This is a genomic window from Nocardioides sp. Soil777, from assembly GCF_001428425.1.
Taxonomy (GTDB): domain Bacteria; phylum Actinomycetota; class Actinomycetes; order Propionibacteriales; family Nocardioidaceae; genus Nocardioides; species Nocardioides terrigena.
On record NZ_LMSN01000016.1, the window covers coordinates 438,112 to 459,658 of the forward strand.

General features: G+C 69.9%; 21 protein-coding genes. 17 read left to right on the forward strand and 4 right to left on the reverse strand.

Annotation, left to right across the window (positions count from 1 at the left end; translation table 11 throughout):
* Window positions 1–33 precede the first annotated feature (33 nt).
* From ASG88_RS15130 to ASG88_RS15170, 9 genes are all read left to right on the forward strand, one after another.
* On the forward strand, window positions 34–1,848 hold the full coding sequence (locus tag ASG88_RS15130; RefSeq protein WP_200956459.1) for an NAD(P)-binding domain-containing protein: 1,815 nt from the start codon (window positions 34–36) through the stop codon (window positions 1,846–1,848).
* Window positions 1,849–1,902: 54 nt separating this feature from the next.
* Window positions 1,903–2,826 (forward strand): SDR family NAD(P)-dependent oxidoreductase, encoded by a 924-nt coding sequence (locus tag ASG88_RS15135; protein ID WP_056888234.1) that lies wholly within the window; start codon window positions 1,903–1,905, stop codon window positions 2,824–2,826.
* A 24-nt stretch (window positions 2,827–2,850) separates the two neighbouring features.
* Entirely contained in the window at window positions 2,851–4,368 is a 1,518-nt protein-coding gene (locus ASG88_RS15140) for a class I adenylate-forming enzyme family protein (RefSeq protein ID WP_157559755.1), read from the forward strand.
* Between the two features lie 108 nt (window positions 4,369–4,476).
* Entirely contained in the window at window positions 4,477–5,493 is a 1,017-nt protein-coding gene (locus ASG88_RS15145; protein ID WP_056888236.1) for a TIGR03617 family F420-dependent LLM class oxidoreductase, read from the forward strand.
* Window positions 5,494–5,496: 3 nt separating this feature from the next.
* Window positions 5,497–6,711: an ABC transporter substrate-binding protein gene (locus tag ASG88_RS15150; protein WP_082600491.1), complete on the forward strand. Its 1,215-nt coding sequence runs from the start codon at window positions 5,497–5,499 to the stop codon at window positions 6,709–6,711.
* 78 nt (window positions 6,712–6,789) lie between these two features.
* A complete protein-coding gene (locus ASG88_RS15155; protein ID WP_056888238.1) occupies window positions 6,790–7,683 on the forward strand; it encodes a branched-chain amino acid ABC transporter permease in 894 nt (297 codons plus the stop codon).
* A gap of 7 nt (window positions 7,684–7,690) precedes the next feature.
* A complete protein-coding gene (locus ASG88_RS15160; protein ID WP_056888239.1) occupies window positions 7,691–8,758 on the forward strand; it encodes a branched-chain amino acid ABC transporter permease in 1,068 nt (355 codons plus the stop codon).
* Window positions 8,755–9,513, forward strand: a complete 759-nt coding sequence (locus tag ASG88_RS15165) for an ABC transporter ATP-binding protein (RefSeq protein WP_056888240.1) — start codon at window positions 8,755–8,757, stop codon at window positions 9,511–9,513. Before ASG88_RS15160 ends, ASG88_RS15165 begins: the two co-directional genes overlap by 4 nt.
* Window positions 9,510–10,244, forward strand: a complete 735-nt coding sequence (locus tag ASG88_RS15170) for an ABC transporter ATP-binding protein (RefSeq protein ID WP_157559756.1) — start codon at window positions 9,510–9,512, stop codon at window positions 10,242–10,244. The genes ASG88_RS15165 and ASG88_RS15170 overlap by 4 nt, the downstream gene beginning before the upstream one ends.
* Window positions 10,245–10,287: 43 nt before the next feature.
* Here ASG88_RS15170 and ASG88_RS15175 read toward each other — a convergent pair whose 3' ends face one another.
* Genes ASG88_RS15175 through ASG88_RS15190 form a run of 4 tightly spaced genes read right to left on the reverse strand, consistent with a single transcriptional unit; the run spans window position 10,288 to window position 13,832 of the window.
* Window positions 10,288–12,126: an acyl-CoA dehydrogenase gene (locus tag ASG88_RS15175; RefSeq protein ID WP_056888242.1), complete on the reverse strand. Its 1,839-nt coding sequence runs from the start codon at window positions 12,124–12,126 to the stop codon at window positions 10,288–10,290.
* A complete protein-coding gene (locus ASG88_RS15180; RefSeq protein WP_056888243.1) occupies window positions 12,123–13,013 on the reverse strand; it encodes an alpha/beta fold hydrolase in 891 nt (296 codons plus the stop codon). The genes ASG88_RS15175 and ASG88_RS15180 overlap by 4 nt, the downstream gene beginning before the upstream one ends.
* Entirely contained in the window at window positions 13,010–13,387 is a 378-nt protein-coding gene (locus ASG88_RS15185) for an EthD domain-containing protein (RefSeq protein WP_056888244.1), read from the reverse strand. Before ASG88_RS15185 ends, ASG88_RS15180 begins: the two co-directional genes overlap by 4 nt.
* A gap of 28 nt (window positions 13,388–13,415) precedes the next feature.
* On the reverse strand, window positions 13,416–13,832 hold the full coding sequence (locus ASG88_RS15190; protein ID WP_056888245.1) for a DUF3237 domain-containing protein: 417 nt from the start codon (window positions 13,830–13,832) through the stop codon (window positions 13,416–13,418).
* Window positions 13,833–13,952: 120 nt separating this feature from the next.
* On the opposite strand from ASG88_RS15190, the gene ASG88_RS15195 reads away from it, so the two are divergent.
* The 8 genes from ASG88_RS15195 to ASG88_RS15230 all read left to right on the forward strand — a co-directional run.
* Window positions 13,953–14,852: a cyclase family protein gene (locus tag ASG88_RS15195; RefSeq protein ID WP_162259854.1), complete on the forward strand. Its 900-nt coding sequence runs from the start codon at window positions 13,953–13,955 to the stop codon at window positions 14,850–14,852.
* Window positions 14,853–14,868: 16 nt separating this feature from the next.
* Window positions 14,869–15,339 carry a nuclear transport factor 2 family protein gene (locus ASG88_RS15200; RefSeq protein ID WP_056888247.1) on the forward strand — a complete coding sequence of 157 codons (471 nt, stop codon included), beginning with the start codon at window positions 14,869–14,871 and terminating at the stop codon, window positions 15,337–15,339.
* Window positions 15,340–15,409: 70 nt separating this feature from the next.
* Window positions 15,410–16,960, forward strand: a complete 1,551-nt coding sequence (locus ASG88_RS15205) for a class I adenylate-forming enzyme family protein (protein WP_082600498.1) — start codon at window positions 15,410–15,412, stop codon at window positions 16,958–16,960.
* Complete coding sequence (locus ASG88_RS15210; protein ID WP_056888249.1) at window positions 16,950–18,143, forward strand: acyl-CoA dehydrogenase family protein; 1,194 nt, start codon at window positions 16,950–16,952, stop codon at window positions 18,141–18,143. The genes ASG88_RS15205 and ASG88_RS15210 overlap by 11 nt, the downstream gene beginning before the upstream one ends.
* Window positions 18,144–18,192: 49 nt before the next feature.
* The gene (locus tag ASG88_RS15215) at window positions 18,193–19,347 is read left to right on the forward strand and encodes an acetyl-CoA C-acetyltransferase (RefSeq protein ID WP_056888250.1); all 1,155 of its coding nucleotides are present in this window, start codon (window positions 18,193–18,195) and stop codon (window positions 19,345–19,347) included.
* Between the two features lie 44 nt (window positions 19,348–19,391).
* Entirely contained in the window at window positions 19,392–20,117 is a 726-nt protein-coding gene (locus ASG88_RS15220; protein ID WP_162259855.1) for an enoyl-CoA hydratase/isomerase family protein, read from the forward strand.
* A 38-nt stretch (window positions 20,118–20,155) separates the two neighbouring features.
* Window positions 20,156–20,854: an NADPH-dependent F420 reductase gene (npdG, locus tag ASG88_RS15225; RefSeq protein WP_056888252.1), complete on the forward strand. Its 699-nt coding sequence runs from the start codon at window positions 20,156–20,158 to the stop codon at window positions 20,852–20,854.
* Window positions 20,855–20,947: 93 nt separating this feature from the next.
* Window positions 20,948–21,547, forward strand: a 600-nt coding sequence (locus ASG88_RS15230) for a radical SAM protein (RefSeq protein WP_157559757.1), incomplete at its 3' end; no start/stop codon positions are given.

A 21,547-nucleotide genomic window follows, 5' to 3' on the forward strand; every position in this document is an offset into this window, starting at 1 on the left:
ACAACCAAGCAACCATTAGGTAGGGTGGTCGACGTGATCAAGGAAAGCTCCGGCCCCGCAGACCCCGCCGTGACGCAGCTGAAGCAGGACCTGGAAGCACACGAGGCCTTCGCAGCCTGGGTCGAGACGCTGCGCGACGGGCTGGCCAACGGCCAGCCCGAGCACCTGGCCGCGCTTTTCGACCCTGACGGCTACTGGATGGACTACTTGGCCTTCACCTGGCGCTATCGCACGTTCCACGGTCGCGCGGAGATCGCCGACGCCTTCGGCAGGACTCTCGAGCCCGCACGTCCCAAGCAGGTCGAGGTCTCCACCGTGAGGGCTCGGCCGCGGATCGCCCGGCGTTCGGGTGTGGACGTCCTCGAGGGCTACCTCGAGTACGAGACGGCCGCGGGGCACGGCACGGCCTACGTGCGGCTGCGGTTGGACGACCCCTCGGGTACCCCTCGGATCTGGATCATGCTCACGACGCTCCAGTCACTGCGGGGCTTCGAGCACCGGGTGGGACCGGGCCGGCCCAAGGGGCGCGAGCACGAGGTCGGCCGGGAGAACTGGCTCGACCGTCGTGTGCGCGAGCAGCAGTTCGCCGACCGTGAGCCCGAGGTCATCATCATCGGTGCCGGTCAGGGCGGCCTCGTGCTCGGGGCTCGCCTACGACAGATGGGGGTGGATGTCCTCATCGTCGAGAAGAACGCTCGGGTGGGCGACAACTGGCGCCACCGCTACCACTCGCTGACCCTGCACAACGAGGTCGCCACCAACACTCTTCCCTACATGCCCTACCCCGAGACCTGGCCGGCCTTCCTGCCGAAGGACAAGCTCGCGCACTGGCTGGAGTCGTACGCCGAGGCCATGGAGCTCAACGTCTGGACCGGTGCGCGGGTCCTCCACGGCGAGCGTGACGACGACACCGGGCGGTGGAGGGTGCGCATTCGCCGTGACGACGGTACCGAGGTCGTCAAGACGACTCCTCACGTCGTGCTGGCCACCGGCGCGCACAGCGGCGTGCCTCACGTGCCTGACCTGCCGGGGGCCGACGACTTCGCAGGCTCGCTGCTCCACTCAAGCCAGTTCAGGGGAGGGCGCGACTACGAGGGCAAGCGGGTGGTCGTGTTCGGCACCGGCAGCAGTGCCCACGACATCGCCCAGGACATCCACGAGAACGGCGCCAGCGCGGTCACCATGATCCAGCGCAACCCGACCGCGGTGATCAGCCTCGATCCCTGCGGGACGATGGTCTACGCCGCCTACTCCGACGACCGCGACCCCGCCGACGTGGACTTCGTCCAGGCCGCCACGCCCTACCCGATCCTCGAGAAGACCTACCAGTGGCTGACTCGAAAGACCTGTGAGCTCGACCGGGACCTGATCGCGGGCCTCGAGGCGGCCGGGTTCCGGACGGACTTCGAACCGGACGGCACGGGCTTCCACATGAAGTACCTGCGCAAGGGCGGTGGCTACTACATCAACGTCGGCTGTTCGGACCTCATCATCGACGGGCAGATCCAGGTGCGACAGGCCACCGACGTGGACCGGCTGGTGGCCGGAGGCGTCCGGATGCAGGACGGCAGCCAGCTCGACGCGGACGCGGTCATCCTCGCCACCGGGTACAAGAACCAGCAGGAGGGCATCCGGTTGCTGTTCGAGGACGAGGTCGCCGATCGCGTGGGACCCATCTGGGGCTTCGACGAGAACCACGTCATGAGGAATCTGTGGGTCAGGACCGCCCAGGACGGCTTCTGGGTGATGGGCGGTGCGCTCATGGAGGCGCGCCTCTACTCCACCTACCTCGCCCTCCAGATCAAGGCCGACCTCGAGGGCGTGCTGCCCCAGACCGCGCTCGCGTAGCCGCGTCCACGCCAACCACGACCGATCCGCCGACCACACAGGAGCAGAGCCAGCATGGAAGACATCTCGTTGTCCGGGCGGGTCGCCGTCGTCACCGGCGCCGGAGGAGGCCTCGGTCGCGCCTACGCGCTCGAGCTGGCGCGACGAGGGGCGGCCGTGCTGGTCAACGACACCGGAGGCACCCTCGACGGGACCGGCCACACCTCGGCGGCCGAGGCGGTCGTGGAGGAGGTCGTCGCGCGCGGAGGTCGTGCCGTCGCCAATGGTGACACCGTCTCCACGCCGGAGGGTGGAGAGGCCGTGATCGCCGCCGCCGTGGACCACTTCGGGCGCGTCGACGCCGTGGTCAACAATGCCGGGATCCTTCGCGACAAGAGCTTCGGCAAGCTCGACTGGGACGACTTCCACGCCGTCCAGGACGTCCACCTCCGGGGTGCGGCCTACGTCAGCCAACCGGCCTTCCGGGTGATGCGCGAGCAGGGCTACGGACGGTTCGTGTTCGTCTCCTCCAACGCAGGCACCTTCGGCAGCTTCGGGCAGGCGTCCTACGGGTCCGCCAAGGCAGGGGTCATCGGACTGGCCCAGGTCGTCGCCATCGAGGGGGAGCGGCACGGCATCCTCAGCAACGTCGTGTGTCCGCTCGCGCGGACCAGGATGACCGAGTCCGTGCTGGAGGCCGACGAGGCGCTCTCGCCCGAGCACGTCGCCCCGCTGGTCGCCTACCTGGCGAGCGAGCAATGCCGCGAGACGCACCAGGTGATCTCCGCCGGCGCGGGTCATTTCGCGCGCGTCTTCACCGGCCTGGCGGCCGGCTGGCAGGCCGATCCGACGCGAGTCGTGACGGCCGAGGAGGTCGCCGAGCACATGGGCCGGATCCTGGACCCCGCCATCCACACCATCCCGTTGTCGGCACCCGAGGAGCTGGAGATGCTGGCGCCGGTCGTCGCGGCCCGTTCCGCCGCGGGGCAGGCGGTCTGACAGGTGGCGGACACGCTGCGGGAGATGGTGCTGCGGAGCCGTCGCTTCGGGGACCGGATCGCCCTACGCGCTGGGTCGTCGGAGCGGACGTACGCCGACCTCGTCGACCGGGCGTCACGCTTGGCGCGCCACTTCGTGCGGAGCGGCCTGGGTCCGGGCGACCGGGTGGCCGTCATGGTCGAGGACGGCCTGCGCTCCCTGGAGCCGCACCTGGCCGCTGCCCTGGCCGGTCTGGTGGCGGTGCCCGTCAACGCGCGATTCCGCACCGCGGAGCTCGACCACATCCTCACTGACTGCGGCGCCACGGCGCTCGTGCACAGCGCCGGCGTGCGAGCGACCGTGGCGGGCTCCGACGTCGTCCCGAGGCTCGCCCTGGTGCTGGGGACGGGGCCGGCGGACGCGCTCGACACGTGTCCGGAGTACGAGGCCCTGGTCTCCCACGGTGCGAGCGGCCCGCCGGAGGTCACGGTCGCCGCGTCTGACGGGGCGATGATCGGCTACACGAGCGGGACCACGGGTCACCCCAAGGGCGCTGTGATGACGCACGCCGCCGGCATGGCGGCGGTGCGCGCGAACGTCGTGGCCTTCCGCGTGGTCCCGTACGGAGCCTGCGCCTTTTCCGGCTCGGTGTCCTTCACTGCACTCCTCTGGGCTCTCGTCCATCCCCACCTCTACCTGGGGTGCAGCATCGACATGCTCCAGCCCGACCTGACCGTGGAGCGGTGGTTCGACCGCATGCACGAGCACGGCAGCACGTTCACCTTCGTGCCGACCCCCTACCTGGACGACTTCGCGGTCGAGGCGACCCGTCGTCCCGAAGCAGTGGCGCGACTGGTGGGAGCGTGCCACTCGGCCTCGCCGGCCACGGCTCGCCAGCGAGAGGCGATGGCGGCAGCCCTCGGCGGGGTCTCTCTGGAGTCCTACGGGATGACCGAGACCCTTGCGGCCGTCACGGTGACCACGTCATTGGACCTGGGCCCGGACTCGCAGGCCGAGGATCCACATCTCACCATTGGCCGTCCGCTGCCCCCGGCCGATGTCTATGCCGTGGACGCCTCGGGTCGCCGGGTCGCTGCCGGCGAGGTGGGCGAGCTGGTGGTCGAGTCGCCGTCGCTGTTCTCCGGGTACTGGGGGCGGCCGGAGGCGACGGCCACCGCGCTTCGCGGCGGGCGACTGCATACTGGCGACCTCGGGCACGTGGACGGGCGCGGGTTCGTCTACGTCGACGGACGCGAGGCCGACCTCATCATCAGCGGCGGGATGAACGTTTACCCGGCCGAGATCGAGCGGGTGCTCCACGCCCATCCCGATATCGAGGAGTCCGCGGTGATAGGCGTGCCCCATCTCCGGTGGGGGGAATCGATCTGCGCCGTCGTGGTGCCACGGGTCGGCAGCGGGCTCACGCCGGAGGAGGTCGTCCGGCACGCGACCCAGCAGCTCGCGAGCTACAAGAAGCCGACCCGTGTCGAGCTCGTGACGTCCCTGCCGCGCAACGCGAATCTCAAGGTGCAGAAGAGCGTTCTCCGCTCTCGCCTGACCTGATTCGGACCCGTTTGTCCATGTGCTTGACATCACAGACACCGCTCCCAATACTCTAACAAGCAAACGCTTGGTTTAGCGCCGTGCACGTTCACCCGAGAGGTTCGACCCTTGCGAATCGACACGACCCTGATCGAGAAGGACCTCCTCGTCTCCGGCGAGCGTGCCGTGCGGGCGGAGGAGTCGGGACTGGACGCCGTGTGGTGCACCGAGACCGGTCTCGACGTCTTTCTCCAGGCCTACGAGGTGGCCCGCCAGACGGAGTCCGTGCACCTCGGGACGGCCATCGCGGTGGCCCTGGCCCGCACCCCCATGACGGTGGCGTACAGCGCCTGGAACGTCGCCGACGTCTCCGACGGCCGCTTCACCCTGGGGCTCGGCAGCCAGATCAAGGCACACGTGGAGCGGCGCTACTCGATGCAGTGGGACCGGCCGGTGAGCCAGATGCGCGAGTTCGTGCTGGCCCTGCGCGCCATCTGGAGCTCGTGGCGCACGGGCGAGAGGCTGGAGTTCGAGGGTGAGCACTACACCCACACGCTGATGAGCCCGTTCTGGGCGCCGCGGCCCCACGAGCACCACATCCCGATCCACCTCGCGGCCGTCGGGCCGAAGATGGTGGAGATGGCCGCCGAGGTGGCCGACGGCATCATCCTCCACGCCTTCACGAACCCGTCCTACCTGGACGAGGTGACCTTCCCGGCGATCGAGCGTGGCCTGGCGAAGGCCGGACGGACCTTCGACGACATCGAGATCTCCATACCGATGTTCATGGCGATGGGCGACACCGAGGAAGAGGTCGCCAAGCGCCAGCGCGAGGTCATCGCCCAGCTCGCGTTCTACGGGTCGACACCCGCGTACCGACCCGTGCTGGACGCGATCGGTCATGGGGACCTGCAGCCCGAGCTGACGGCCCTGACCAAGTCCGGGGACTGGGACCGCCTCGCCGAGGTGGTGCCGGCCGACTTCATCGACAACTTCGCGATCTCGGGTAGTCCCGAGGAGATGCCGACCCTGGCGCGCAAGCACCTGGGGAAGCGGGCGGACCGCACGTCGTCGTACTACGGATGGCCCGTGGGCGACCCCGATCGTCTCGGTGCGATCTTCGAAGATTTCAGACAGGAGAACTAGGACATGAAGAACGCACTTGTACTGCGAACCACGGTGGCCCTCGCCCTATCCGGGCTGGTGCTCTCCGGTTGTGGGAAGTCGGAGGGAGCCAGCTCCGACGACGGGTCGGTCAAGGTCGGGGTGGTGCTGCCCTTCTCGGGCGTGCAGGCCACGATCGCCAAGCTCGAGGGCCAGGGCGCCGAGGTGGCGGCCACCATGATCAACGATGAGGGGGGCATCGACGGCAAGTGGAAGATCGACCTCGTCGAGGTCGACGACCAGCTCGATCCCGCCCGGAGCGCCACGGTGGTGCGCGACCTCAACGACCAGGGCGTCCAACTCGCCGTGGGCGGGCAGACCTCCGACCTGTGCAAGTCCTCGGCGGAGGCCTCCCAGCGGTTCAACATGACCTTCATCGGCGCCCACTGCACCTCTCCGGAGCTGGTGGACCCGCCGATCACGGACAACTTCTTCATGATCGGCCAGCAGATGACCGACCTGGCGACCGCCATCGGCACCGGGCTGGCCAAGCGCTACCCGGACGTGGACACCTGGGACGTGGTGACCTACGACGTCGAGGTGATGCGCGGCTCGTGGGACATCGCCAAGCAGGCCATGGAGGCCGAGCTCGGGCACGAGGTGCAGGTCGGCGAGCAGTACTCCGTGCCGATCGGTGCCACCAGCATGCGCAAGGAGATCTCCGGGCTCGTCTCCTCGGGTGACAAGACCAAGCGCGGCCTGTTCCTGGGCATCTACGGAGCGGGGACCACCAGCTTCATCCAGCAGGCCAAGCCGACCGGGCTCCTGGACGAGTACGGCGTGCTCGCGCAGACCGGCGTCTACTGGCCGACGGCCACGTCGCTCGATGGGCAGGCCCCGGCGATCTACAACGTGCACGACTACTTCTACGCCTGCCAGGACGACCCGGAGAACGACGAGTTCGTGGCCGCGTTCGAGAAGGCCACCGGCGAGAAGCCTGACGCCGGCGCCTACCAGAGCTACCTGGCGATCAAGCTTCTCGAGGCCGCCGTCACCGAGGCCGGCTCGACCGACACCGCCGACGTGCAGGAGGCCCTGAAGGGCCTGTCCATCGAGACCCCGATGGGCCCGACGATGGAGATCGGTGCCGAGAGCCACGCCGGCACGGGTGGCGTGACGACCGCGCTCCTCCAGGGTGACCCCAAGGCGCCGCAGGGCGTCTCCATCACCGAGTGCGACGTGTTCCCGGTCGGCGACTGACCCACCTCGAATCCCGTCGGGAGGGCTGGCTCGACACGACCGTCGGGTGAGTCCTCCCGACCGAGAACGGAGAGCACCATGCACGACCTGGTTCCCATCGTGGTGGCCGGCATCGCCCAAGGCGTGCCCATCTTCGTGGTGGCAAGCGGACTGACCCTGATCTACGGGGTCCTGCACGTCCTCAACTTCGCCCACGGCGGCTTCTTCCTGATCGGGGCACTCATCGTGACCTCGACCCTCCAGGGGACGAGCCTCGCCGCCTTCGGCCTGTCGGTCCTCCTCGCGGGCCTGGGCGTCATGCTGGTCGGTGTCGTGAGCGAGGTCGCGGTCTTCCGCCCCCTCTACAAGGCCGGCTCCACCGTGAGCTTCCTCGGTGCCTTCGCCCTGTTCCTGGCGCTGGTGGGCGTCGCGCTGCTGGTCTGGGGCACCAACCCCCGGACCGTGGCCTACCCCGAGGCCCTGAACGGATCCTTCGAGATCGGCGGCGCGAGGATCGGTCAGTACGACCTGGCGCTGGTCGTGGTCGGCGGGGTCATCGCGGCCGGCCTCTACCTCCTCCTCACGCGAACGTCGCTCGGGACACGGGTGCGGGCGGTGTCGCACGACCGCACCATGGCCCTGGCGCTGGGGATCCGGGTGCAACGGGTGTCCACGAGCATCTTCGCCATCGGCGCCTTCCTCGCCGGGGTGGCAGGGGCGCTGATCGCGCCTGTGTCGTCGATCGACGAGAGCCTGGCGCTGAGCTCGGACTACATGCTTCCTGCCTTCATCGTCATCATCGTGGGAGGTCTCGGCTCCGTTCCGGGCGCGCTGATCGCGGCGCTGGCCCTCGGGGTGCTGGAGAGTGCGCTCTTCCGGCTCGCCCCCTCGCTGAGCGGCTTCAGCTACTACCTCGTGGTCGCTGTCTTCTTGATGTTCCGTCCGCAGGGGATCTTCGGCTCCCCGTCACGCTCCACCCAGATGGCGAGGTGAGACGACGATGACCACGCTCGGTCGACGCTTCCCTGTCGTCACCAGGTCCGGACTGCCCGTGCTGCTCGGCTTCGCAGTCGTCGCGCTGGTGATGCCGGTGTTCTTCGGGGGGAGCCCGCTCTTCACGTGGACCACCGTCGCGGTCTGGGTGCTCTTCGCCATGAGCACCTCGGTCCTGTTCGGCTGGACCGGCCTGCTGTCCTTCGGCCAGGCCGCCTTCTTCGGCATCGGCGCCTACACGATGGCCCTCGTGCACGAGAGCAGGCCGGAGACTCCTGGCCTCCTGATGCTGGTCGCCGCGGCCCTCGTCGCGGCCTCCGTTGCGGCAGTGTTCGCGCTCTTCGCGCTCCGCACGAGCGGCGCCGAGTTCGCCATCCTCACCCTGGTCCTCGCGCAGGTGCTCTGGCTCCTGACCTACCGGGTGTCGTGGCTCAAGGGGGAGGACGGGTTCCACGGGCTCTTCTCCGTCAAGATCATCAGCAGCCCGCTGACCTCCGACCTGGCCTTGTGGTACTACACGATCGCCGTCGTCGGCTCCTGCGTGTGGCTGCTCTGGTTGCTGCACCGATCGACCGCAGGGATGGCGATGCGGGCCGTGCGCGACGATCCGTGGCGGGCGGCGGCCCTGGGCATCAACGTGCGTCGCGTCCAGGTCAGCGCCTTCGCCGTGAGTGCGGCGTTCTCTGCCGTGGCGGGTGCCCTGCTGGCCCAGGGGCAGGGAGTCGTCAGCCCGGGGATGTTGAGCTTCGCCATCTCCGGCGAGATCCTTGTCGCCTGCCTCATCGGCGGGATGAGCCGCTTCGTGGGACCGATCATGGGCGCGGTCGTGCTGATCTGGGCCCAGACGCTGATCAGCAACCTGATCGAGGACTCGAGCATGTTTGTGGGACTTCTGCTGCTCGTGATCGTCATCGCACTGCCGCAGGGCCTGGTCTCGCTGCCCGGACGCGTACGAGGGCGCCGACGTTCCACCGCCGAGGATCCGCGGGGCCCGGCACCGACGGGTGCTCCTGTCGCCGCGTCGCCCATGGACGGCGCGCTCCACGACGCCGACAACGAGGAGGTCGTGCGATGACGGCGATGGTGGAGCTCAAGGGCGCCTCGAAGTCCTACCAGGGTGTCCCGGCCGTGAAGGCCGTGGACCTGGAGGTCCAGCGAGGTGAGCGGCTGGCGATCATCGGTCCCAACGGCGCCGGGAAGTCGACGCTGTTCGGCATGATCGCCGGTGAGCACCGACCGACCGGTGGCACCGTGTGGTTCGACGGCCGGGACGTCACCTCGCACCATTCCTCCAGGCGGGCCAGGGCCGGGATGAGCCGCACCTTCCAGGTCGCCCGGCTCATGTCCACCATGACGGTGCGGGAGAACCTGTTCCTCGCCGCACTGACCGGGCAACGTCGCGGCATCCGGTTCTGGGACGCCCTCTCGACCCGCGCCGATGTCGCGCGCGTGGCCGACGAGGCCATGATGACCGCGGGACTGGCCGACCTCTCCGAGGTGGTGGCTGCCTCCCTGGCCCAGGGCGCCCGCAAGACGCTGGAAATGGCGATGGCCGTCGTCCAGAGGCCGAGCCTCCTGCTGCTCGACGAGCCCACTGCGGGAATGGGGTACGACGACGCACGCGTGGCGACCAGGCAGCTGGCCGCGCTCCTCGAGGAGCGCCGGGATATGACCGTCATCCTCACCGCCCACGACATGGAGGTCATCCATTCCCTGGCCGAGCGTGTGGTCCTGATGGCCAACGGGGAGGTCGTGCTCGACGGCACTCCCCAGTACGTCGCCGGTCATGCGGTGACCAAGGAGCTCTACCTGGGACGAGGAGTGTCATGAGTGCGACGCAGAGGCCCGACATGCTGACGGTGCGGGGCCTGAACGGCTGGTACGGATCGGCCCAGGCCCTGTTCGGCGTGGACCTCGACGTCCGCGCGGGCGAGGTGGTGGGGCTGCTGGGTCGCAACGGCGCAGGCAAGAGCTCCACCTTCAACGCGATCATGAACCTGGAGCTCCGCTCGTCGGGAGAGATCGAGGTGGCCGGACAGTCGGTGGCGAAGCGCTCGGCCGACCACATCGCTCGGCTCGGCGTCGGCTGGGTTCCCGAGGACCGACGGATCTTCACCAACCTCATGGTGCGCGAGAACCTCGACCTGGCGCGTTTCGCGTGCGGGGATCGCGCCCCCGTGACGACGGACGAGCTTCTCGACTCGCTCCCGCTGCTCGACAAGCTCATCGACCGCAAGGGCAACCAGCTCAGTGGCGGTGAGCAGCAGCTGGTCGCCATCGCGCGGGCCCTCGTCCCGCGCCCGGCGCTCCTGCTCCTCGACGAGCCGACCGAGGGCCTGGCCCCGTTGATCGTCGACGGCATCGCCGAAGCCATCGCCCGGCTGCCGGAGCTCTTCGACGTCACCATCCTGCTGGCCGAGCAGAACCTTCCGTTCGTCACCGGACTCACCTCACGGGTGTACGTCCTGGAGACCGGGCGGGTCGTCCACGAGGGTGCGACGTCGGACTTCGCTGCGGACGCCGAACTGCAGGAGCGCTACCTGTCGGTCTCGGTGGTCTGACCTGACTCCCGGTAGCCGGCCGTGGCCGGCCACCGGGCTCCACTCAGAACGCGGCGTCCGGCATCTCCATCAGGTGCTGCGTCGCCGCGGCGAGCATGTCCGCCTCCGTCGAGACCAGGGGCAGCCGCTCGGTGGCGAAGAAGGTCGCCACCATGACCTTGCCCCGGTAGAAGTCCGCCCCACGCGCACCAGCGTCTCCGGATGCCAGGTGCGCTGCGGCGACCTCGGCCTGTCTGGCGAGGAGCCACCCGACCACGAGGTCTCCGACCATCATGAGGAATCGGGTGGTGTGCTGGCCCACCAGGTAGAGCGCGCGGGGGTCCTCCTCGGACCGGCCGGCCCAGTCGGTCAGCACGAGCTGGCTGCGCCGCACCGCGTGCAGCGCCCGGAACAGGGCATCCACCAGCACGTCGTGGTGCCCGCGCGCCGCATCCAGCCAGCCCTCGACCTCGTCGAGGAGCCCGCCCAGGGCGACCCCGCCGTCGCGCCGGACCTTGCGGAAGAAGAAGTCGATGCCCTGGATCGCCGTGGTGCCTTCGTAGATTGTGTCGATCTTGGCGTCGCGGATGTACTGCTCGATCGGGTAGTCGTGCAGGTAGCCCGAGCCCCCGAAGACCTGGAGGCTCTCGGTGAGGGTGGCGTAGGCCTTCTCGGAGCAGTACCCCTTCACGATGGGCAGCAGCAGGTCGTTGCGCGCCATGAGCGCGCTCGCGTCGAGCCCCCCGTGCTCGGCCAGGACGATGTCGTCTAGGTTGCAGGCCGCAAAGGTCACGAGGGCCCGCATGCCCTCGGCGTACGCCTTCTGCACCATCAGGGACCGGCGCACGTCCGGGTGCCCGATGATGGCGATGTCCGGCGCCTTCCGGTCTCCCTTGCGTGTCAGGTCGGGGCTCTGCAGACGGGTCCGGGCGTAGTCGAGGGCGTTTAGGTAGCCCGTGGAGAGGGTGGCCATCGCCTTGGTGCCGACCAGCATGCGCGCGTACTCCACGACCTCGAACATCTGCGCGATGCCGTCGTGGACGTCCCCGACGAGCCAACCGACCGCCGGCTCCTCCTGGCCGAAGGTCAGCTCGCAGGTGGCGGAGACCTTGAGGCCCATCTTGGACTCCACGTTGGTCACCTGCACCCCGTTGCGCTCCGTGAGCTCGCCGGTCTCGAGGTCGACGTGGAACTTGGGGACCATGAACAGGCTGAGCCCCTTGGTCCCGGGTCCGCCAGCCCCCTGCGTGTCCACGGGCCGGGCCAGCACGAGGTGCACGATGTTGTCCGCCAGGTCGTGCTCGGCGCTGGTGATGAAGCGCTTCACGCCCGCGAGGTGCCACGTGCCATCGTCCTGTGGTAGCGCGCGTGTCTTGCCCGCGCCCACCGCCGACCCGGCGTCCGGCTCGGTCAGCACCATGGTGGCGCCCCAGCCTCGCTCGACCATCAGCTCGGCGACGCGTCGCTGGGCCTTGTTGCCCTGCTGGTGGAGGATCTGCGCCTGCGGCCAGCCGGACGCGTACAGGAAGACGGCCGGGTTGGCCCCCAGGGGGAACTCCGACATCGCCCAGCGCACCGACTGCGGCACCGCGATGCCACCCAGCTCGGGACCGACGTCCATCCGCCACCACTCGGCGGCCACGTAGCTCTTGTAGGACTGGTGGAAGGCCGGGGGGAGTCGGACCGAGTGTGTCGTGGGGTCGAAGTCCACGTCGCCGTGCTCGTCGTCGGCGAAGGACGCGGCAAGTGCCGTCTCGGCGAGCTCGGCTCCGGCGCTCAGCATGTCCTCGACCGCCTCCCGATCGATGTCGGCCCACGGACCGGTCCCCAGGACGAGGTCGCGGCGGAAGACCTCGAAGAGGTTGAAGCGGACGTCGGCGAGGTTGGTGCGGTAGTGGGTCATCGGCTCTCCAGTGGTGGGGATGGCGTCTGGGCGGTCCAGGCGCCGGCGGTCTCGGCGACGAGGTCGACGAGGAGTCGTGGCTCCTCGAGGGGTACGTGGTGCCCCGCGTCGGCCACGGTGACGATCGGTCCGTCGGGGCGCAGGCGTGTCTCGGCCTCGGCCGCCATGGCCGCGTCCACGACTCCGTGCTGGCCCCGGACGACCAGGACCGGGCAGGCAAGTGGTCGCAGGTCCTCCTGGACCAGTGGTGCGTGTTCCACGAAGCGACGGTCGAACTTCCAGGACCAGCCGTCTCCGTTGCGGATGATCGACTGCCGCGCCACGTGGTCCAGCACCATGGGCGAGGCCCGGCACTCGTCGGGCAGCGTGCGGAACCGGGACAGGATCGTGGCCTCGTCCGGATGAACCCGGCGCTCACGCGGGTCGATGGCCGACCATCGCTGCCGCCGGGTCGGACCCTCGCCCCGGCGCAGCTCGGAGTCGACGGTGATCACTCCTCCTAGGCCCTCGCCCGAGGTGCTGGCCAGGGTCAGCGCGACGTGACCGCCCATGCTGTGTCCCACCAGGACCGGCCTGCTGGTCGTCGAGTGGTCACGGATCACCCGTGCCACCTCGGTGCTCCACGAGTCCAGGCCGTACGCCGTGCGCCAGTCACTGTCGCCGTGGCCGGACAGGTCTGGTGCCAGCACGTGGAACCGACGCGCGAGCGCGGGACCCATGAGGTCCCACCAGCCGGAGTGCGCGGCACCCCCGTGCACGAGGACGAGGGTGGGAGCCCGGGGGTCTCCCCACGCGCGCACCGCGACGGTCGCACCGGCCACCTCTGACGTGAGACGCCTCGGCGGCACGCTCAGCGACTCCCGGTGCCACGCGAGGGGGTCGGTCACGTGGCCGAGTCCCAGATCTCGTGCTCCTCGGTGAGGAAGATCGGGGAGTTCTCGAGATCGATGAAGGCGGGCTCGTCCTTGATCAGGGCGCGGACCGCCTTGCGGGCCTCCGCGTCGGTGAAGGTGGTCGCCACCGCGTCGGTCGAGTCGAACCACAGCTCGACCACCCCGTCGAACGGTGCCGGCGCCTGGCGCGATGACTGGAGTGCGTCGTTCAGGTCGTGGGTCAGGGTGTGGTTCTGCACGTAGCGGCGCGCCCCGAGGGCCGCGGCACCCGCGACCCCGAGGTCGGCGTGCGGACCGCGCCAGTGCGCTAGGAACTCCTCGCGCGTCAGGCTCGGGTGACGACGCAGGCAGAACATGAGCTTGATCATGGAAGTCCTCTCCAGGACGTTCGAGGGTTCAGGTGAGCAGGAAGAGGTCGTAGGTGCCGTGGTCGGGGTGGACCTGACCCTTGCCGACGACGATGCGCGAGTGGAGCCACCGGTAGCGCTCGTCCTCGGTCTCGAACCGGAAGGCTGAGTAGACGGGACCGCTGCCCACACCGCCCGCCCAGTCGGCACGGCCCGTGTAGGCGATCTGGACGAAGGCTCCGTCGTCGCACCGGAAGCTGATGCGGACGTCGATGACCGTGGCCCCGTCCGGCCCGGTGAGGAGCCAGTCGGCGGCAGACGTGCCCCGCTGGTCGGCTCGGAGGTGCTCGCCGTCGATGCGGGCACCGACGATCGGCCCGATGAGCCGGCGCCCGCGGGGGGTGTCGCCGACGAACTCGACGCGTCCCAAAGGAGCGGTGAACGTCCCGAACGGTTGCAGCTGCATGTGATTTCTCCTCCGTGGGTCTATAGCCACCCAAGCGCTTGCTTGGTACCGTACCCATCCACGAGGTGCCGAGCAAGGACGAGAGGGGGTCGGATGCATCCGCCGTACGACGATCTGCCGATGTTGGAGGGCACCGACCTTCGTCACGCTTGGGACCACTTCGGCCGGGAGGACCGGCTGGGGACCCTCAACCACCTGACCGAGAGCGCCCGCCTCGAGTCACTCACGGTGGCGACGACGGGGAGCTCCGTGTGCCTCAGCCTGCCGCTCGGCCAGCCGGACCCACCGCCGTACGGGCGGAGCGCGGTGGCCCACACGGTCTACCGGGCCAACGGCTTCAGCTGGGGAGACCGGGTCGATGCCCTGGACATGCAGTCCTCGACCCAGTGGGACGGGCTCCTGCACGTGAGGCACAAGGACCACGGCTTCTACGGCGGTCGCCAGAGCCCTCCCGGGCCCGGCGATCCGCTGGGGATCGACGTGCTGGCGCGCTCGGGGGTGATCGGGCGAGGTGTGCTGCTAGACGTCGCGCGCCACCTCGCTGCCGATGGGCCGTACGACGCCTTCGAGCGCAGGGCGATCACGCCCGAGCAGCTCGAGGAGATCGCGGCCGCACAGGACGTGACCCTCCGACCCGGTGACGTCCTGTGCCTCAGGTTCGGATGGCATGCGGCCTTCCGCGAGCTGGACCCGGGCGAGCGTGAGCCGTTCATGACGGCACCCGTCGGAGTCGGGCTCAGCGCGCGACCGGAGACGGCGCGGTTCCTCTGGGACCGGCAGGTCGCGGCCGTGGCAAGTGACAACCCGGCGGTCGAGGTCCAGCCGGGCGACAAGGGTGACGGGTACCTGCATCATCGACTCATCACCATGCTGGGAATGCCGCTGGGTGAGCTCTTCGACTTCGACGAGCTGGCGGACGTCTGCGCCCGCTCCGGCCGCTGGGACTTCCTGTTCGTGTCGGTGCCCCTCCATCTCGTCGGAGGCGTCGGGTCGCCGGCCAACGCCATCGCGCTCGTCTAGGTCAGGAGGCAACGACATGGAGTCCAACGAGGGCTGCGAGACCTGCGGCGGCGGGGAGCGTGATCGGTACGCGATCAACGACCTCATCACCGCCTACGCCCAAGCGATCGACGACAAGCGGGCCGAGGACGTCTCGGCGCTGTTCGCCCCGGAGTGTGTCTTCCGGGTATTCAAGGGCGACAAGGGCGAGGCGCGCGGCCGGGCGGGCGTCTCGGTGTTGGTGGAGCGGGTGCTCTCGACGTTCACTGCGACCAGCCACCACGTCTCGAACGTTCGCATCGACCTGACCGGGCCGGACTCGGCGCGTGCGACGACGTACCTCCATGCGTGGCACCGATTTGTCGAGGACCGGCCCGACGGGCTGCTCTGGGCGCGCTATGAGGACGAGCTGGTGAGACACGAGGACCGCTGGCTGTTCGCGCAGAGGACCCTGAGGGTGACCGGCGAGCAGGACTTCGCCTTCCTCTGGATCACCGCCGGCGCGTGACCCGGCCGCTGATGCTGCGGTGGGGCCCAAGGTCTAGATTGACCAACCAAACACTTGGTAGGAGAGTTTCGTGGATCAGATAGGGCGACTTCTCGTCGACGCGGCGCTGCAGTACCCGGATCGCGTGGCCATCCGGACGCGCGACGGCCTGGTGCGTACGTACGCCGACTTCGACGCGCGGACGACCAGGTTGGCCAACGCGATGCTCGGGTTCGGCCTGGAGCCGGGGGACCGGGTGGCGGCGTGGCTCGGGACCTGTCCGCAGTACCTGGAGATCTACCTCGCCGTGGCGAAGGCGGGACTCGTGCTGGTGCCCGTCAACATCCTCTTCACCGAGCACGAGGCCGCCCACCAGCTGGACGACTCCGGCGCCGCGGCGATGTTCCACGCCGAGTCCCACGCGGAGCAGGCGCAGCGGCTCGCCGAGCGGTTCGGCCTGCGCCGCCTGGTGCCCATCGGCGACTGGCACTCGGCGGACACGCCCTACGAGGAGCTGCTGGCCACCGGTGGCACCGAGCCGCCACCCGAGCCCTCCGAGGACGCGCTCTTCGTCCTCTCCTACACCAGCGGCACCACGGGCCGGCCCAAGGGCGCCATGGTGACGCACCGTTCCCTGAAGAACACGGCCCGCAACCACGCACACTCCTACCGCACACCGCAGGGCAGCGTCGTCCTCTACTACGCGAACATGTCCTTCGTGGCCACCGTCCTCGGCCTGCTGATGGCGCACCTCTTCGTGCGCGGGACGATCGTCATCGTCGCCCCCGTCGACGGTCCCCAGGACGCGATGGACGCCATGGGGGAGGAACAGGGGACCTTCACGTTCGTCGCCTCCCCGTGGCTGGCCCCGATGACGGAGATCGCCCGCCAGCAGCCGGAGAAGTGGCAGCAGGTGCGCTCGATCGTCCACTCCGCCTCGAAGGCCAGCCCCGCCCAGCTCGAACGGTGGGCGGAGGTCATCGGGCACCGCTACCTCGAGGGATGGGGCATGACGGAGGGGTCCGGCAGCCTCTTCACCGTCACGGACGTGGACGACGTGGTGCGCGGGTCCACCGCCCAGGACTTCTTCGCCTCGGTGGGCCGACCTTGCATCGACGTGGTGGTGCGCGTCGTCGACGAGAACGGTGAGGAGTGCCCGCACGACGGGACCACCATCGGCGAGCTGGTGGTCAAGTCGCCGGCACTGGTCGCGGGCTACTGGAGGAACGAGTCGGCCACGAGGGCCGCCTTCCGTGACGGTTGGTTCCACACCGGAGACCTCGGCTCCATGGACCCCGAGGGGTACGTCTACGTGACGGAGCGCCGTACCGACCTGATCGTGAGCGGTGGGATGAACGTCTACCCGTCCGAGGTGGAGCACTGCATCACCGACCTCGCGGACGTCTCCGAGGCTGCCGTCATCGGCGTCCCGCACGAGCGGTGGGGGGAGACTCCGATGGCGTTCATCGTGCGCACGCCCGGCTCGCGACTCACCGAGCAGGACGTGATCGACCACTGCGGGACGTACCTGGCGCGGTTCAAGCGCCCCTCCCGGATCTGCTTCGTCGACGAACTGCCGCGCAACGCCAGCCAGAAGGTGCTCAAGCGCGTGCTGAGGGAGGGGGTCGTCGGTGACGAGTGACGTCGAGGACCTGGCCGGGACGGTGGTCGTCGACCGCGAGGAGCTGCGGGAGATGCGGGAGGCCGTCCACACGATGGTGGGCGCCCTCCGCAGCGGGGACGACCCCCGGCTGCCCGCACCCGACGAGGCCACGCGGCGGGCTCTGTGGCGACGGATGGCCGAGGAGCACGCGCTGCTGGGACTTCACCTTCCCCCCGAACACGGTGGCCAGGGGCTGTCGGCCTCCTTCAGTGCCCTCGTGGCGGAGGCGCACGGTCATCACCTCGTCCGCTCGCCCTTCCTGGGCTCGCAGGTCCTGGCGGCCCCGGTGCTGATGGCGACCGCATCCGAGGACCAGCGCCGGCGCCTGCTCACCCCGCTCCTGGAAGGCCACGCGACGGCCACCCTCGCCGGCGCGGACCGGGGCATGCTGCTCCTGGACGCACCGGCCACTGGGCGTTCCACCGGTGACCCGGAGCGCCCGGTGGTCACCCGCACGGCCGATGGTCCGCTCCTGACCGGGCGCGCCCCTTTCGTGTGCGACGCCTCCGGAGCCGACTGGCTCCTGGTGCTGGCCGAGGTGGAGGGCCGTGACGAGCTGACCGTCGTCGTGGTGCAACCCGGCGCGCGGGGCCTGGCCACGTCGCCGCAACGAACCCTCGACACGACCCGGTCCCGGACGGTGCTCGACCTCGACGCCACTCCGGGTGAGGAGCTGGGCCACGTGACCCCCGACGGGCTCCGACGAGCCCTTGCGGAGTCCACGGTCATGGTGGCCGCGGAGGCCGTGGGTGGAGCACGCGCGTGCCTGGACTCCACCCTGGAGTACGTGCGGCTGCGCCACCAGTTCGACCGCGCGATCGGGTCGTTCCAGGCGGTGCAGCACCAGCTGGCCGACCTCTTCGGCGAGCTCGAGTCGGCTGAGGCGTGCGTGGACGCGGCCGCCTCGGCCCTCGACAGCGTCCCGGCCGCCGTGCCTGCGACACCCGCTGGGCTCGCCGAGTTGGTCGAGGCCGCGTCATTGGCCAAGGCCGTTGCGGCCGACACGTTCGTGCACGTCGCCCGCGAGACGGTCCACCTGCACGGAGGCATCGGCTTCACCTGGGAGCACGACGCCCACCTGTACTACAAGCGCGCCCTGGCGGACCTGTCGCTGCTGGGCCACCCGGCTGAGCACCGTCGCGCTCTCGTCGCCGACTGGTGACGACAGCACCGACGCGCGCGCCGCCCATCCTCCCGAAGAAAGAGACACCATGAGCAACGCATACATCGTCGCCGCCGTCCGCACGCCGGTCGGAAGGCGTGGCGGCGGCCTGGCCGCCGTCCACCCGGCGGACCTCGGGGCGCATGTCCTGCGGGAGCTGATGGACCGCTCCGGCGTGGCTCCTGACCTCGTCGACGACGTCATCCTCGGCTGCCTCGACAACGTCGGACCCCAGACCGGGTGCATCGCCCGTACGGCATGGCTCGCCGCGGGGCTCCCGACCCACGTCCCGGGGGTCACGATCGACCGCCAGTGCGGGTCCTCGCAGCAGGCGGTGCACTTCGCGGCCCAGGCCGTGATGAGCGGTACGGCGGACTTCGTGGTCGCCGGCGGCGTGCAGAACATGAGCATGATCCCGATGGGCACCTCGCAACGGGTCGGCGCCGAAATGGGGCTCGGCGAGGATCCGTTCACGTCCTCCGTCGGCTGGTTCGAGCGTTACGGCGACCAGCCGGTCAACCAGTTCCACGGGGCCGAGGCGATCGCCGAGCGGTGGTCGATCAGCCGCGAGGATATGGAGCAGCTTGCGCTGGAGAGCCACCGCCGGGCGGTGCGGGCGATCGACGCCGGACTCTTCGAGGACGAGATCGTTGCGTGGGGTGATCTCTCGGTCGACGAGGGACCGCGACGAGACAGCAGCCTCGAGGTGATGGCCGGCCTGCGCACGTTGCGACCGGGAGGACGCCTGACGGCGGCCACGTCCAGCCAGATCTCGGACGCGGCGTCGGCGGTGCTGGTCGCCGGCGACCGGGCAGTGGAGGAGCACGTCCTCCAGCCGCTCGCACGGGTGCACCACCTCACCGTGGTCGGGTCCGACCCGCACCTCATGCTGACGGGCCCGATCGCCGCGACCCGACGGGCGCTCGAGCGGACCGGGCTCTCCCTGGACGACATCGGGGTGATCGAGGTCAACGAGGCCTTCGCCTCGGTCGTGCTCGCATGGGCGCGTGAGCTCGACGCGGACATGGCGAAGGTCAACGTCAACGGCGGTGCGATCTCGCTGGGGCACCCGATCGGTGCCAGCGGAACCCGTTTGATGACCTCGATGATCGGGGAGATGCGTCGAAGCGGCAGCCGCTACGGACTCCAGGTGATGTGCGAGGGCGGGGGCCAGGCCAACGCCACCGTCCTGGAGCTCGTGTGACAGCCACACGTCTGCGTCTCGAGGTGGCGGGTCGCATCGCCACAGTGAGGCTGACGGGCGCCGATCGTCGCAACGCCATCGACTTCGCCTTCGTCCAGCAGCTCGACGTCCTCACCGAGGAGCTGGCCCAGCGGTGCCAGGACGAGGAGGTGGATTGTGTCGTCCTGGTCGCCGAGGGTCGCCACTTCTGCGTCGGGGGCGACCTGACGGACTTCCCGCCCGACCCGGCTGCGGCACCGCCGCACGTCTCTCGGATGGCCGGGCACGCGCACCGGGGTATCGACCAGCTGCACCGCCTGCCGGTGCCGGTCGTGGCGCGGGTGCAGGGCGCGGTCGCGGGAGCCGGCCTCGGGCTTGTGCTCGTCGCGGACGTGGCTGTCGGCGGCACCAGTGCGACCTTCACCCCGGCCTATCCGGTCGTCGGCCTGACTCCGGATGCCGGCGTCAGCTGGCACCTGCCGCACCTCCTCGGGGACCGCCGTGCGGCCGAGTGGCTGCTCACCAACCGCCGCCTGACGGCAGCAGAGGCGCAGGAGTGGGGGCTCCTGGGCCGTGTCGTCGATGACGCGCACCTCGACCACGAGGTCGATCGGGTTGTCTCCGCCCTGACCGACGTCCCGGGCGAGGTACTGCGCGAGACCAAGCGGCTCGTACGCCTGGCGCGGACACGTGACCTGACGGCGCACCTCGACGACGAGGCGCGGTCCATCGCCCGCCTCGCCGGACGAACCGAGGCCATCGACCGGATGACGGCGTTCCTGGGGCGATGAGCCCCCGCACCCCCACCACTTCAACGAGAGGCACGCACATGACCCGGAACGACACACCGCCCGCCACGACGGCCGAGGCCGTGGCCATCCTCGGTGGCACCGGGAACCTCGGCTACGGCCTGGCCCTGCGCCTGGGCCGCGCCGGCTACTCCGTGCTGATCGGCTCACGGTCCGAGGACCGAGCTCGTGAGGCTGCCGACCGTGCCTCCACCGCGGTGCCGGAGGCACACATCACCGGCGCCTCCAACGAGGAGGCGGCCGGGGCGGCGGCACGGCTGGTCGTCGTGGCGGTCCCGTTCGTGAGTCAGGTGGCCACCCTCCGGTCTGTCTCCCCGGCCCTCCGCGAGGGCCAGGTCGTGCTCGACGCGACGGTGCCCCTCGGACCCGCGGTCGGCGGCCGACCGACCCAGCTCGTGGGTGTGTGGAGCGGCTCGGCGGCCCAGCAGGCACGCAGTGCGGTGCCGGAGCACGTCGGTGTCGTCTCCGGACTGCACACGCTGAGCGCGGCGACCCTCGAGGACCTCGACGAGACCGTCGATCAGGACACCTTGATCTGCGGGGACTCCGCCGCCGACAAGCAGGTCGTGCAGGAGGTGCTGGGCCGGATCGAGGGCCTGCGTGTGGTGGATGCGGGACGATTGGAGATGAGCCGGATGGTGGAGGGCCTGACCCCCTTGCTGATCGGCATCAACATCCGCAACAAGACGCACGCGGGTATCCGGGTTGTCGGCCTCTGAGGGCCGCCGGTCCCGGCTCGTCGTCAGGTGCGAGACCACGGACGGCGTGACCCGTGGGCGCTCCTGCCTGGCCGAGGACGAGAGGGACCCCGGATGACGGACTCGATGCCCACTCCCCAACAGGTACGCCGCGCCCTCGCGCGCGCCGAGCGCGGAGCGGCGCTCGACGTCGACGAGGCTGCGGTGCTGCTCGCGGCGTCCGGTGAGCACCTGGACAGGTTGACGGCGGTGGCCGCGCGGGTGAGGGACGCGGGTCTGGTGGCGGCGGGTCGGTCGGGGGTCGTGACGTACTCGCCGAAGGTCTTCATCCCGGTGACCCGGTTGTGCCGGGACCGGTGCCACTACTGCACGTTCGTGGAGTCCCCGGGGGACGCGGCGCGCGACGGGCGGGCGCCGTTCCTGTCGCCGGACGAGGTCGTGGCCGTCGCGCGCGAGGGTGCGGAGCTGGGGTGCCTGGAGGCGTTGTTCACCTTGGGCGACCGCCCGGAGGACCGGTGGCCCGAGGCGCAGGAGTGGCTTGACGAGCGGGGTTACGACTCCACGCTGGCCTACGTCCGCGCCATGGCGGTGCGGGTGCTGGAGGAGACCGGGTTGTTGCCGCACCTCAACCCGGGTGTCATGTCGTGGGAGGAGATGACGCGCCTCAAGCCGGTCTCGCCGTCGATGGGGATGATGCTCGAGACGACCTCGCGG

What these genes read in the sequence shown, in the direction of transcription:
- ASG88_RS15135 (WP_056888234.1), top strand. Translation starts at nt 1,903, where the DNA reads ATGGAAGACATCTCGTTGTCCGGGCGGGTCGCCGTCGTCACCGGCGCC.
- ASG88_RS15140 (WP_157559755.1), top strand. Translation starts at nt 2,851, where the DNA reads ATGGTGCTGCGGAGCCGTCGCTTCGGGGACCGGATCGCCCTACGCGCT.
- ASG88_RS15150 (WP_082600491.1), top strand. Translation starts at nt 5,497, where the DNA reads ATGAAGAACGCACTTGTACTGCGAACCACGGTGGCCCTCGCCCTATCC.
- ASG88_RS15155 (WP_056888238.1), top strand. Translation starts at nt 6,790, where the DNA reads ATGCACGACCTGGTTCCCATCGTGGTGGCCGGCATCGCCCAAGGCGTG.
- ASG88_RS15160 (WP_056888239.1), top strand. Translation starts at nt 7,691, where the DNA reads ATGACCACGCTCGGTCGACGCTTCCCTGTCGTCACCAGGTCCGGACTG.
- ASG88_RS15165 (WP_056888240.1), top strand. Translation starts at nt 8,755, where the DNA reads ATGACGGCGATGGTGGAGCTCAAGGGCGCCTCGAAGTCCTACCAGGGT.
- ASG88_RS15170 (WP_157559756.1), top strand. Translation starts at nt 9,510, where the DNA reads ATGAGTGCGACGCAGAGGCCCGACATGCTGACGGTGCGGGGCCTGAAC.
- ASG88_RS15175 (WP_056888242.1), bottom strand. Translation starts at nt 12,126, where the DNA reads ATGACCCACTACCGCACCAACCTCGCCGACGTCCGCTTCAACCTCTTC.
- ASG88_RS15185 (WP_056888244.1), bottom strand. Translation starts at nt 13,387, where the DNA reads ATGATCAAGCTCATGTTCTGCCTGCGTCGTCACCCGAGCCTGACGCGC.
- ASG88_RS15190 (WP_056888245.1), bottom strand. Translation starts at nt 13,832, where the DNA reads ATGCAGCTGCAACCGTTCGGGACGTTCACCGCTCCTTTGGGACGCGTC.
- ASG88_RS15195 (WP_162259854.1), top strand. Translation starts at nt 13,953, where the DNA reads ATGTTGGAGGGCACCGACCTTCGTCACGCTTGGGACCACTTCGGCCGG.
- ASG88_RS15200 (WP_056888247.1), top strand. Translation starts at nt 14,869, where the DNA reads ATGGAGTCCAACGAGGGCTGCGAGACCTGCGGCGGCGGGGAGCGTGAT.
- ASG88_RS15215 (WP_056888250.1), top strand. Translation starts at nt 18,193, where the DNA reads ATGAGCAACGCATACATCGTCGCCGCCGTCCGCACGCCGGTCGGAAGG.
- npdG (WP_056888252.1), top strand. Translation starts at nt 20,156, where the DNA reads ATGACCCGGAACGACACACCGCCCGCCACGACGGCCGAGGCCGTGGCC.